Source organism: Nonomuraea sp. NPDC050328 (assembly GCF_044459405.1).
GTDB lineage: Bacteria > Actinomycetota > Actinomycetes > Streptosporangiales > Streptosporangiaceae > Nonomuraea.
Genome location: NZ_JBITIW010000007.1, coordinates 393,548 through 405,880 on the forward strand (window position 1 = coordinate 393,548; position 12,333 = coordinate 405,880).

The following is a 12,333-nucleotide window of genomic DNA, read 5'->3' on the forward strand; positions in this document are numbered from 1 at the left end:
CATGCGGTGATGTTTTATCATTCGCGTTCTCTTTTCGGAGCGTAGCTAGAGTAGTGCGACGGTAATTCGGAGGTGTATTTATCAACCCTCCGGAGGTTTCCGATGATTCGGAAGGACTTCTCAAATGCTGGAATAGTGAGCGGAACCGGACTATGGGTTCCGTTCGCGCGTCCAGCACTAACCGCCGCACTCCTACTTACGGCCTGCTCTTCGACCAGTGCTATGGCGGAGCCGTACTGCCCGACGGTGTCGGATCAGGCGCGCGAGATATACGACATCGACAAATGGTGCGCATCCGTAAACGAGGACCTGGATGCGGGGCGGGTGCCAAATCTGGGCGAGCGGCTGGAGCAGTCGCGCCGTCATCCAACGATGGCATCACCTGTCCCCCACCCGAAGAAAGAAGCGGATTCAAACGCTCCTGTCTCAGAAGAGCGCCGGCCCCGCACCGATGAGAACACCGACGTACCGGACAAGCCCGTCGAGAACCCGCAGGGCACCAACCCGACTCCCGCCCCGTCCTCAGCCCACGATGCGCACCAGGCAGCTGATCGTCCACACAAGGCAGGTACGCCGCCGACATCTCGAGAGAATGCAACGCCCTGGCCTCCGAGGCCGTCCGTCTCACCATCACCAGCGGACGAGGGGGCTTCGCCTTCTCCCGGAGTGGCGGATACCCGTTCTCCGCAGAGCCTGACCGGACCGTGGGTAACCGCGCTGGCGTTCGGGCTCCTGGTGATGGGACTGGCCGCGGCTTTGATCTCCCGGATGCGGTTCCGCCTCGGGCTGGCCCGCGGGGGCTCACGCCACGAAGGGCCTCCTGGGGGCGGTGACGGTCTGCTTCACAGCACTTCCGACGCAGGCGTCGCTTTGCCGATCGCGCTGGCTGCCGGTCTGCGGACTCCCCCAGCCGAGCCCGTCGAGGTGGGGCCGGTCGACGACGCGGAAAGGTTGGAATTGGGCGCGCCTGCTCCCGAGCAACGTGGCGAGCCATCGGGAGTGCCGGCCTCTTCGACCGTCGTCTCGGCGGCTGCTGCTGCGCCTGGCGCCGTCGGTTCCGGCTTTGCGGTGGCAGCGGGGAAGACCAAGGTCGAGGTGTTCGGCGTCCCGAGGGTGACCTCAGCGGGAAAGGAGGTGGTCTTCGGGCGGGCAGAGGCGCGAGATCTGTTCGCGCTGCTGGCGGTATCGCGAGACGGCATGCCGACCGAGGGCATCGTCGAGACGCTGTGGCCAGGCGACTACGAGCGGGGCGCGCGCAGGTTGGAGTCAGCGGTACGCGAGGTCAACCAGGCAATGCGGCACGCGACCGGCTGCGCGACCGGCGTGCGGTTCGTGGTGAAGTCCGGCGAGCGGCGCCTGCTCCCACCGGCGTCGTTCGATGTGGACTTCTGGCGCTTCGATGAGGCATGCAAGCTGGTCTCGACCGCGGTCGACGAGGCGACGCGCGTGTCGGCGTTGTATGAGGTGCTGGCCTTGTATCGGGGGCCGTTGCTGGCCGGTCGCGACGATCTATGGGTGGTTCCGGTACGGCAGGCGGCTCAGCGGCACACGGTGAATGCCGCTGAGCGTCTGGCGGAGCTGGTGCGCGCGGATGATCCCGGCCGTGCGGTCGACGTTTTGCAGTTGGCGGTGGAGCGCATCGATCCGTACAACGAGCTGTTGTGGTGCCGGTTGATGACGGTTCAGGCCGAAGTGGGTGGTCATCTCGCGGTGCGGCGTTCGTTCGAGCTGATGCGGGAGCGCTTGGTGGAGATCGATGCGGTCCCGAGTGTTCAGGTACGGCAGCTGTACGAGCGCCTGCTTCGCTAACCCCCCGGAGTAGGAGCACGGAGGGTGGAGTTCCAGAAGGACGGGCTTCACCCTTCGTCGTGGAGAGCCTCCTGGTCGCGCCTCGGGTAGGTGGCGATCATCGCCGCGGTAAGCAAGCGAGCGGGGTGGGCGCCGTAGATGCGGGCCAGAAGGCGGAGCGTAGAGATGGAGGGGCGCCGGCCTGCCTGCGGCCAGTTCTCGTAGTCATACAGGCGGGACTCGCGCAGTCCAGCGCCGGTGGTTCCGGCGAGCTGGTGGAAGGCCTCGATCGTCTGGGCGGCGGTGAGCCCGGCCGCGTACCGGTAGAGGCGCAGCGGGGTGGCGGGGTGGTCAAGGGCGAGGATGACGGCGACCTGGTCGAGGGTGAAGCCGTGCTCGCGCAGGTATCGGCTGCGGCGTCGGCAATCGAGCAGCGCCTGGTATCCGGTAGCGGACATGCGGTGGAGTCCCTTTCGTTGCCGTGCGCCGAGGGTTGTGCCGGGGGCCCGCGTTCGGGGTACGGGGGACGGTAGGCGGCCTGCGTGGAGGGGCTCCAGTCTTTGATGGGGTGATCGTCGGGTCGATCCCTACGGCCGGTCGCGGGGTGGGAGTTGTGTCGCCGCAGGCCGGGGCGGGGTTGGCGCAGGCTGGCGGTTTGGGGGTGTGATTCGGGCGGCGAGGTAAGTGATCGTGCTGGCCGCCCCAGCGCCGCGCCGGGGCATCGCCCGAAGGGACATCCGATGGACACTCACACGCCCCGACACCCGGCCTCACCTGACCCGAGCCGCTCCTTCTTCCCGCCTGCTGGCCTGCCGCCCGCGGAGCAGTTCCCCGATCTGGCGCCAGGCCTGGTGATGTCGACCTTCCGGACGCGGCGGGTCTGGGAGGGGATGGCCTGGCGGCGGGCCTTCCCGGGGCGGGGAGATCAGTCGGCGCTTGCGCGCCGGATGGTCGGCCAGCTCCTGGCAGACACGGAGCGGGCCGATGATGCGCGGTGGGTGACGGCCGAGCTGGTCAGTAACGCGCTGCGGCATACGCGTTCGGGGCAGGGCCGTGGGTTCTTCGTGGTGGAGGTGCTGCTCGGCATAGAGACAGCGCGGATCGTGGTCTATGACCTGGGAGGCGGCCCTGTTCCGGACTTCTCGCGTTCGCCGGACGGGGTACCGGAGACGGCTGAGGACGGGCGGGGCCTGGCCGGGGTGGCGGCGCTGGCGGTCCGGGTTGGGGCGGCGGGCGATGCGGTCACGGGGCACGCGGTCTGGGCGGATCTCGCGCTCACCGTTAATCCTGTTGGGGCTTCGGTAAGGCCGCAGGAGGTTCGCCCGTGTACGGCAGCAGCGGACGCGGGTGCGGCTGGCGCGCGGGAGCTGGTGGTGACCGGGCCGGTGGCGGTGGTCGATCTCGCCGGCCGGAGCGCCGTCCGTTCCGACCATGGGAGGAAAACGGATCGGGTCTCGGCGTTCGGGCAGGAGCCGTGGGCGCAGCAAGCCCTGGCGGAGCTGCGCCGCAACTGGCCCGACTGGGCGTTCCTCGTGGTGCGCTACCGGTGGCTGGCGATACGGGGCAAGCAGGTCATCGTCAGCGCGACCGATCCGCAGGAGCTGCGGTATGCGCTGCCGCCGATCCACGCCCAGGCGAACCCGGCCGGGCCTGTCGCGATTGAGCATCGGGTGCCCGATCCTGCCCTGGCGTTGCCGACGTTGGACGAGCTGCTGCGCGGAGAACCGGGCGTGAGCTGGATCAGGACGAGCTCACCTCCGCCTATCCCGGCGTCAACGCGGGCCGCGGGCGGGCTACGGGTCGACGGTGGGCCCGGTGCGGGACTGAGTGGCCCGCTGACGGGCGCAGGGCCGTCGCTAGGGATGATGGTGGCCGAGTGTTCGGTGACGGGAACGTGGGCGGTTGCTGACAGTGGCGGGGCGCGGTCGGGGTGGTGGCCGAGCGGGTGGTGGCGGCTGGGTCGGCGTCGGGGCCGTTCACGGTCAGGCTCCCGCACGGGGCAAGGCGCTGACGCAGCCGGCGGGACGGGGCGGGTGGGCGAGGGCGGGCCTCGTCATCGTCGGGCCCGGACGAGACTCTCAGCGCCGGACTCCCCCGTCGCTGCTTGAGGTCGATTCCCGGTGGTGCACGGCCGGAGCGGGGGCGCGGCGTGGGGGGCCGCGCGGGCATGACATCGGGAATCAAGGTGGGCGTTGATACCGGTCCGCCCGCCCTATCCGTACGTGCGGTACGGAGCGGCCAAGGTGGGTGGGCTAGGGAGGAGTTCGCCTCGCGAAAAGGGGCGAGGCGAACTTCCCCGCACTGGCCTCGGGTGATGGCCGGGACGTGCTTGTCCGCCCGGTCTGAGGCGGGGGTCAATACCGGTCCGTGCAGCCCAGCGCACCGGGTGCCGAGATGCACGGTTCTGAGCGGGGTCGCCTCGCGTAGGGGGTGAGGCGATCCCGCCGTCTCCTGCATACGGCGTCCGTACGTGGGCGCTGGAGGCACGCCGGCTGGTGGGGTCGTCCTACGCTGCGGAAGGGCGACCCCACCTCGGGTTCGTACGGGTCAGGTGTGGGGGTTGGCCGGACACGGGTGAGTGTTCGGCGGGTGTTGCGGAATCCGCTGGTGGGGTGTTGATCGGTGTCGCATCCGGTGTCGCGTTTTGGTGTTGCGTCCGCTGTAGCCACTGAGATCGCGACGCCCCCTGGCGTGTCATCTCCTCAGGTCACGCGGGTTTCGTCTGTTGCGCTGGCCGCCCCGAATCGCTTACAAGCGACTCCTTTGAATATGTGTGCGCGCGTTCTCGCAGGCGTCGAAAGCGTCAACTTCTCTTCTATCCTTCCGCCGCTTTTCTCCCGCCAGCCTTTCTTCCATCAGCCTTTGCCGGCCCGCGGCTCGGCCGCGGGCCGGCCCTCGCGGCCGCCTCGTCCTGTGCGGCGAGCAGTGCCATCGTCTCGGCTGATCACCGGGATGTGGGCGGACGGGACGCACCGGCGGGACGCGCGGGCAACGGCCAGGCAGCGTCGGATCGGACGCCGGGAAATGACCGAAAGACTTTACCTTTCGGGCGCGAGAAAAAGCCACACACCCTAGGAGTGGCGGCGCTATCGAGATAAAATAAGAATGTCAGCGGGAAGAAGTAGAAAGGTGAAAGAAATGGCGTACGGTGCGGGCGAATTCGATGGGGAGTTCATGGCGGTTGCGGCGACGGAAGTTCGCCCCACGGATGTGGTGCTGAACCCGGCCCGCTACGTGGCGGACCCGGCCGCGTTGCCGGGCGGCATGATCGACATCTTCCGTCCGGCGGATCCGGCGCGGGAGTGTGACGCGTGCGATGCGGGGCCGGGGGAACCGTGCGGGTCGGAATGTTTGGGGTTGGCGGCGTTGGATGACGCCACCGGGTACGGGTTCGCCGACGTGAGCTGACCGGCCGGGGAGTTTGACGCGCGGCCCCGGTACCGCTGTAGGGCGGTGCCGGGGCCGGTTGCGTCGGCCGGGGGGCTAGGCGGGGGCGGGCGTGGCGGCGCTCTCAGGCCCGCCTGTGGCGGGGTCCGGCGCGGCGGGGGCGGGCGGGTGGAGGGCCACGTGGGCGGCGATCAGCTCGGCCACGTCGGCGGCCGGGGTATCGGCTCGCAGATACGTGCGGGGATAGGTGCCGCCGGGGGCGATGCGGCCGAGAGAGATCCATCGGATGATGAGCGACGGCGCGTCCGCGTGGCCGGGATCGGGCGCGGTCAGCGGGATGCTCACCTCCATGCGGTGACCTTCAGGCGAGCGGTACTCCTGACCGTAGGCGTCATAGATGCGGGTGGAACTGCTGTCCGGGCGGCGGCTGCCCTGTGAGCGGCGTTCGTAGCCGTAGGCCCTCAGGGCGCGGGTGTAGGGCAACGTGAGAGGCATGCACGCGGCGATGTCGGCGCGACTGAAGTAGGTGTCGCCGAGGATGTCGCTCATGTGGCCGGCAATCGTCTCGAAGTCGGGTTGCCCGCCCGGCCGGCAGGTGTCGCAGGTGTGGGCGTCGCCGCAGGTGTCGCAATCGCCGCCGAGCCCGAACATGTCCTCGTAGCCACAGATCTCCAGCAGCGTGCCGTCGTCGCCGCGTGCGGGCCGGACGATGACGGGCTGACTGTTGCGGTCGTCCCACATGATCGCCCATCCGGGGCCGTGGTCGGCTAGGGCCCGGGCGTGCGCGGGTTTGACGGTGAGGCAGGCGGTGGGGTCGGTCCCGTTGCCGTTTCCGGGGTCGTTGTGTGTCATGCGGTGTGCCCTTTCGTGTGGTCCGGCGCTATTTTCCGGCGGTGATTCCCGCCTAATTCCATGGACGCTCGTTGCCGTGTTGATGTCAACCGGGATGCGTATTCATCTCGCAGATTCTCGTCCTGGGATTCGGGCATTACGGCATCGTTCGCTGTCGTCTTCTTATTAGGTGAAGAGCCGGGCCGGCCTCTGATGTCAAGCCTGGACATCGACCTTCTCGCGAGATGTTTTCCCAGATCAGCGGTTGTTTAGTTAGGTCAGCCTCTCCAGCCGTTGGGGTGACAACATTTGTTGCCGGGTCGACTTGCCATCCGGGTTATCGACGAGGGATGGTCGTGACGCAAACGAAAAACACCGGCCCGGACAGGGCCGGGAATTCAGCCGGAAAGGGCGTCACGAAATGGCTATTCACACCCCGGAAACGACCGCTACCGAAACCGCCCCCGCTGATGCGGAAATCACCGCTACCGAAACGGGTCCTGCCGCGCCCCTGACGGCCGCTGACGGACCCGCGACCGTCGCCTTGGCCCCTTACCCCGCGACGGACACGGACGGGCGTGTGATGGCCGTGTGGGCGGCCCTGAACGCCGAGCCGGGCGGGTCGGCCACGGCGATCGGGGCGGCGGCCGGTCTGAGCCGGATGGCAGCGGGGAAGATCCTCAACGACTTCGAGGCGAACGGCCGGGCACGGCGTGAGCCGGGCGTCAGCGACAGCGGGCGCGGGCGGGCGGCTGACCGGTGGTACCCGATCACCTCCCCCACCTCCGCCGATACCACCGACCCCGATGAGCCGACCGACCCCGCCGAGCCGACCGAGGCCGACGTCGCGCCCGCCGCCGCCCCTGAGACGCCGGATGTCGCGCCCGAGGCGATCACCGCACCCGACACCGGCACCGACACCGGCGTCTCGGGCGTTGACGCGATGCCTGAGCCGGAGGCGGGCACCGCCCCGGACGACATCGAGTCGGCCGACCCGGCGCCGGAAGAGCAGGCCGCAGGCCAGGAGAACCTGATCGGGGACGAGGTCGGTCAGGATGGGGACAGGGCGGACGGTGACCTCGACGCGGCCCACGAGGCCGACGCACCCCAGCCGGTGGCGGACGACCCGGCTTGGGCGCGGGCCCGCACCGAGCTCACGGAACTGCTCAATCTCTTCAGCGGGGTGATCTCGGCGAAGGACGAGGGCAACACCGTGATGGCGTTGGGATGCCTCGAAATGGCGATGACCAAGGTCACTGCCGCGCACCGGAGCACGCGGGCGGCGCTGACCGGCACCGCAACCCCGGCTCGTCCGGTGCCGGCGGCCCGCCCGGGTGCCGGTGGCGGCGCGGCGGGCATCGGGGGCAGCGTGCGGACGGGCGGGCTGCGGGACCTGGTGCACGCGCACCTGGTCGAGTTCCCCGACAAGGACTTCACCCCCTACGAGATCGGGCGGGCGTTGGACCGTTCGTCGGGCGCGGTGGCCAACGCCCTGGACCGGCTCGTCAGCCTGGAGGAGGCGGTGCTGACGTGTGAGCGGCCCCGCCGGTATGGCCTGTCCCCCAGTTCCCAGCCCACGCCCGCCGCACCCACCGCCAACAACGCCGACGCCGACGCCGACGACTCGGACGCCGACGCGGCGTAGCCGGGTGGGCAGGCCGCCCTGACCGGGCCGCCCGGTCCGGCCCGGTTGCGGGCGGGACTCCCCTACTGTCCCGCCCGCATCGGCAACGACCCGCCCGCGCACGGCCCCCGCATCGGGCGGATGCCCCTCCCCCGCTGATCACCGGCACCCCGGCTCACACGCCGGGGGCTCACCCTCCAACCCACACCCCGCGACGGCATCGCGTCTGTTTCGCCTGCCCGAGCACCACCACGCCGCGCGCCGGCACCTCAGAAAGGGACATGTCATGGCTCACGAGATCGAGATCTTCGCCAACGGTTCGGCCGGATTCGCCGCCGCCGGCAAGCCCGGCTGGCACGGGCTCGGCTACACCGCTCCCGGCCCGATGACCGCCGAGGAACTCCTGTCGAGATCGCAGCTCGCCGGGTGGAACGTGCGCAAGGTGCCGGTCGGCCAGGTAACCGACCCGGTCACTGGCCAGCCGGTCGTCACCGATGAGGACTTCCTGGTCGTCCGAACCAACCCGGTTACCGGCGAGCCTGAGCGGCTCGGCCGGGTCGGGCGGGACTATCAGGTCCTGCAGAACGAGGACGTCACCGGCTTCCTCCAGACCCTGGTGGATGAGTCGGGGGCGATCTTCGACACCGGCGGTTCGCTGAACCACGGGCGGCGGGTGTTTGTCACCATGCGGCTGCCCGAGCCGCTCATGGTCGGCGGGTTCGACCAGATCGACCTGTACCTGGCGGCGTTCTCCCGGCATGACGGGTGGGGCGCTTTCACCACGGTCGCCACCCCCGTCCGGGTGGTGTGCGCCAACACCGAACGAGCCGCGCTCGCCAACCACGCCTCCAAGTTCACCGTCCGCCACACCGGCAACGTCGCCGGGCGCATCGCCGAAGCGCGCGAGGCGCTCAAGCTCACGTGGAAGCACGGTGAGGCGTTCGCGGCTGAGGCCGAGAAGCTGCTTGCGATCCCGATGGATGTGAAGGAGTTCCGCCAGTTCGCCACCCGCCTGCACCCGCTTCCGGCGGACGCGAAGGAGCTCGCCAAGCGCAACCACGACCTGACCATGCGGGAGCTGGAGTACCTGTTCAGCGAGGCTCCGACGCAGGAGCCGATTCGAAATACGCGGTGGGCTGCCTACAACGCGGTGACCGAGCGGCTGGACCACAAGAGCCCGGTGTTCGGCAGCCGCGACGTCGCCACCGTACGCGCCGAGCGCGCCCTGCTCGACGACCACGACAACGCCAAGATCAAGACTCGCGCCTTTCGGATGCTCGCCACGGTCTGACCGGCTGCCCGGCGCGGCCCCTCACCGGGCCGCGCCGGGCCCTCCGGCCGAACGCCGTAACCCTGCACGCGGCCACGCCGCACCCGCGCCCCCTTAGGCGGCGTGCGCATTGGAAAGCCCCCGCAGCCCCACTCCCCCTCGACCGATAGAGCCCCGCGCCCGGCGGAAGGCCCGCCGAACAACCCCGCCCACGATCACGAAGGAGAACACCATGGGTCGCCTCGGAAACCTGATCATCATCCACGCTGTCGACGCCGACTATGAGCTGGGCGAGGCCCTCATCCGGGTCAACGCCATCCAGGAGGAGGGGACGCTGGATGACCACGCCCTCGGCAAGGTGGCTGACCTCTACCACCTGAGGAGCTGGTGGCAGGAGGTCACCGACCTTACCCACGGCCGCGAGGAGAGCGTTGACGGCGGGGCCGCGCTGCTGGCCGTCCGGCACAACGCCGAGCAGTACCTGATCCTGCTCCCTGCCCGCACCCACGCTTCTGCCTTCGCCTTGGCCATGGCCGAATCACGCCGTGCCGCCGCCCAGAAGTTCCTGCACGCGACCCGCCCGCTGGCCGACGCGCTGACCCTGCCACCCGCGCGGGCCAACCGTCCGGCCGACAACCCGCCTGCCAGCCGCGCAGCCGCCGCCGGAGTTGTGCGGGCGGCGCGGGAAGACGCGGCCGGCCGATACCGGCCCTAGCGCCAGCCCGGCCAGCCCGCTTGCCTGCGCCGCCCGCCCGGGCGCGGAGGCGGCACTCCGCCGCGAGACGGCGGCGCTAAGCCCTCACCTCTCACGTCCACCGGCTCTGAGCCACCAACGAAAGGAACCCCGCATCATGAACGACCGCCAGCAGCCTGGCCACCCGCCACCGACCAGCGGAGTGGTCGGCGACACCTCCTCACTTGGGCAGGCGTGCTCCTCGATCGACGAGCTCATCAGCTTGACAATCACCACCGCCCGCCACACGCACTACGCGGCAGCGGCCGAGGCGGTGATCGCCCTGCAGAACGGCCGGTTCCTCGGCGGCGAGCAGTTGTTCACCGCCGTCTACGCCCAGACCACACGAGCCTGGTGGGACCTGGTCGACGGCGAGATCACCCACAAGAAGCTGACCTGCGAACACGCGGTGGTGCGGGTGCGCTCCTGGGCCCGCCACTTCCTGACCAAGGAGGCCCCGGCCGCGCGGCCGGGAACGCTGTTCGAGCACGCCCTCGCCCACGCCGCCCGCATGGCCGCCCGCGACTTCCTCGCCACGAGCAGCCAGCTCCTGATCCATCGCAAGGTCCAGTCCGGCGGCGGCACCGACGCCCCGGCACCGGGCACGCCCTGCGCCCGCGACACCCCCGACAGTTCGCCCGCGACCCCGCCCACGCCGGGGGTGCCCTCATCCACGGCGAACACCCCGTGAACGGCCAACTGGCCACGTCAGCGCCGCCCGGCACTGACGCCCGCACCCCACGAAAGGACAGCCCTATGCGGAACCCGCACCACCCCCACACCCCGAAACCCGCGCCACCAACCCCGGCCCCGTCTCCGGTTCTCGGCCGCCCTACCAGCGGCCCGGCTTCCGGCGCGGCACTGTCGGTGGAGGGGGTCATCGAGCAGGCCCGCGAGATGCGCCAGCACAACGCCGAGGACATCGGGCGACGGCTGGGCCGGGGCGAACGGCTGACCGCCGAGCAGCTCTACGACAGCCTGCACGCCCAGACGCTCGCGACGTGGTGGCTGCTCGTCGACCGGCATATCCAGCACGCCTGTGGCGGTCGGGGTCGGACCACGGAGCAGATGGTGGCCAGGTATGTCGCCTGGGTCAGCCCCTACCTCGAGGAGGACACCGTCGCGCCCGATGTGGCCCTGTCGGTGGAGGTCCTCGGGCCGGATGTCGAGCGCGAGTTCGCTCTCGCCCACTTCGATCGGGCTATGGCTCTGATCCGGCGAGACGCGGCCCGAACCTTCATGGCTCAAGTCAAGAACCTCGTGCCGGCCTGCACCGAGCAGATTCCGGCCCATTCGAACGAGCAGGAGATGACCGCATGACCCAGCACAGCACGCCCGACGGCCGCGCCCTCGATGCCGCCTCGACGGCGATCCCGGACAAGCCTGCGCCGGGCCGGGAGCGCCGTCCGCAGGTGGAGTTCTTCCAGATGCTGGCCTGGCGATGGAACGTCACCGCCGCCAAGAAGTTCGCACGGGGCCGGGAAGCGGAGGGCCGGATCACCCCGAGGGAGTGGTCGGGCATGCTTCACCTGGTCGCCATCGACACCGAGCACGCCGCGAAGGTGGACATGTCCGAGCCGCTGATCGTGATCACCGTCCCCGGTAGCGGGATGCTGATCATCGACGGCTGGCACCGCCTCTACAAGGCGCTCGACACCGGCGTCCCCGAGCTGGCGGCCGTAGTCCTCACGACCGAGGAGGAACGGGCCTGCCGGATCTTCGGCGGAGAACCCCACGACGAGGACGACGGATGCGAAGACAGCGAGGAGGAGTACGGCGCTAGCTGATCCGGTGATGTAGGAGGCATGCCCCGCCCAGCACAATCACAGTGCGCTGGCCGGGGCATACCGCCTTCACCACCGGATCACCCCGACGCGTGGGCTGCTTGGACCAGCGAGAAACATAACTCAAGGCTGAGGGCGCTCACGTCCGTCACAAGTTCCTTAGACGCTGGCGAGGAGGCGGGGCGTGATCGTTGTGACAAGGCTCCGGGGGTGGTGGGTGTGGCCGATCAAGCGGAGGACGGACTCGACGGGAGTCAGGTAGTCGCGAAGGCTGACCTCGTCGATATGCGACAGGGTGGGGTCGTGGGGCCGGTTGCGGTTGTGCAGGTCGACCAGTCCGGAGCTGTCGAGGCAGTAGTAGAGCTCGCTTTCGAGCCATGCGGCTTCGCTGCTGTTCAGCGTTTCGTCGTCGTTGGAGGCGTAGCGGATGAGCAGCGCCCGATACCAATGGTCACGCTCTTTGACCTGCTGCAGCACCCGACGGCGGAGGCCGGGATTGGTGGCTTTGCCGACGTAGGCTCCCCACCGGCCTTCGCTGTCGGGGCGGTCGAGAAGGATGTATGCGCCGGGCACGTTCCAGCCGCGATCGAGGCGCCTGGCGTGATTGCGCTCGAGCAGGAGCATGTCGGCGACTTTGTGCTTGGCTCGGAGCTTGATCGGTTCGTCGAGATCTTCGGAGAGGCTGACGACGAGTGGGAATGGGGCGGGCCGGACAGTGGACATGGGGGCTCCTTCACCTAGAGATGCTGGAGATCTCCCGCCCAGTATCGGTTACATCGCTCTGCGTGACCGCGAGTTTCCAAAAAGGGGTAAGCCGCTCACCTGCGGATCTACGGCCGATACGACGTCAGGCTCTGCTGTCACCATGCCAGCGTCGGATGGATGGGCCCCATGGGCCGGGCGGCTGTGATCCCGG

The 12,333-nt window shown here is 69.4% G+C and carries 12 protein-coding genes; 9 read left to right on the forward strand and 3 right to left on the reverse strand.

The annotated features are described in order from the left end of the window. Positions 1–870 precede the first annotated feature (870 nt). Positions 871–1,809, forward strand: a complete 939-nt coding sequence (locus ACIBG7_RS27150) for a BTAD domain-containing putative transcriptional regulator (protein ID WP_397338060.1) — start codon at positions 871–873, stop codon at positions 1,807–1,809. A gap of 47 nt (positions 1,810–1,856) precedes the next feature. Here the strand turns inward: ACIBG7_RS27150 and ACIBG7_RS27155 are convergent, their stop codons facing one another. Continuing rightward, on the reverse strand, positions 1,857–2,246 hold the full coding sequence (locus ACIBG7_RS27155; protein WP_397338061.1) for a helix-turn-helix domain-containing protein: 390 nt from the start codon (positions 2,244–2,246) through the stop codon (positions 1,857–1,859). A gap of 282 nt (positions 2,247–2,528) precedes the next feature. Here ACIBG7_RS27155 and ACIBG7_RS27160 point away from each other — a divergent pair, with 282 nt between their 5' ends. Continuing rightward, the gene (locus ACIBG7_RS27160) at positions 2,529–3,896 is read left to right on the forward strand and encodes an ATP-binding protein (RefSeq protein WP_397338062.1); all 1,368 of its coding nucleotides are present in this window, start codon (positions 2,529–2,531) and stop codon (positions 3,894–3,896) included. Between the two features lie 1,030 nt (positions 3,897–4,926). Beyond that, positions 4,927–5,196 carry a hypothetical protein gene (locus ACIBG7_RS27165; protein ID WP_397338063.1) on the forward strand — a complete coding sequence of 90 codons (270 nt, stop codon included), beginning with the start codon at positions 4,927–4,929 and terminating at the stop codon, positions 5,194–5,196. A 75-nt stretch (positions 5,197–5,271) separates the two neighbouring features. Here the strand turns inward: ACIBG7_RS27165 and ACIBG7_RS27170 are convergent, their stop codons facing one another. After that, positions 5,272–6,027, reverse strand: a complete 756-nt coding sequence (locus ACIBG7_RS27170) for a hypothetical protein (RefSeq protein WP_397338064.1) — start codon at positions 6,025–6,027, stop codon at positions 5,272–5,274. A gap of 559 nt (positions 6,028–6,586) precedes the next feature. Between ACIBG7_RS27170 and ACIBG7_RS27175 the strand changes: the two genes are divergently transcribed. The 6 genes from ACIBG7_RS27175 (at position 6,587) to ACIBG7_RS27200 (ending at position 11,420) form a co-directional block, all read left to right on the forward strand. Further along, positions 6,587–7,651 carry a hypothetical protein gene (locus ACIBG7_RS27175; protein ID WP_397338065.1) on the forward strand — a complete coding sequence of 355 codons (1,065 nt, stop codon included), beginning with the start codon at positions 6,587–6,589 and terminating at the stop codon, positions 7,649–7,651. Between the two features lie 265 nt (positions 7,652–7,916). Next, positions 7,917–8,921: a DUF932 domain-containing protein gene (locus ACIBG7_RS27180; protein WP_397338066.1), complete on the forward strand. Its 1,005-nt coding sequence runs from the start codon at positions 7,917–7,919 to the stop codon at positions 8,919–8,921. A gap of 211 nt (positions 8,922–9,132) precedes the next feature. Next, positions 9,133–9,615 (forward strand): hypothetical protein, encoded by a 483-nt coding sequence (locus tag ACIBG7_RS27185; protein WP_397338067.1) that lies wholly within the window; start codon positions 9,133–9,135, stop codon positions 9,613–9,615. Between the two features lie 136 nt (positions 9,616–9,751). After that, complete coding sequence (locus tag ACIBG7_RS27190) at positions 9,752–10,324, forward strand: hypothetical protein (protein WP_397338068.1); 573 nt, start codon at positions 9,752–9,754, stop codon at positions 10,322–10,324. Positions 10,325–10,500: 176 nt separating this feature from the next. Beyond that, positions 10,501–10,953, forward strand: a complete 453-nt coding sequence (locus tag ACIBG7_RS27195) for a hypothetical protein (protein WP_397338069.1) — start codon at positions 10,501–10,503, stop codon at positions 10,951–10,953. Beyond that, positions 10,950–11,420 carry a hypothetical protein gene (locus ACIBG7_RS27200; RefSeq protein WP_397338070.1) on the forward strand — a complete coding sequence of 157 codons (471 nt, stop codon included), beginning with the start codon at positions 10,950–10,952 and terminating at the stop codon, positions 11,418–11,420. The genes ACIBG7_RS27195 and ACIBG7_RS27200 overlap by 4 nt, the downstream gene beginning before the upstream one ends. Positions 11,421–11,576: 156 nt before the next feature. On the opposite strand, the gene ACIBG7_RS27205 is transcribed toward ACIBG7_RS27200, so the two are convergent. Then, entirely contained in the window at positions 11,577–12,140 is a 564-nt protein-coding gene (locus ACIBG7_RS27205) for a hypothetical protein (protein ID WP_397338071.1), read from the reverse strand. Positions 12,141–12,333 lie beyond the last annotated feature (193 nt).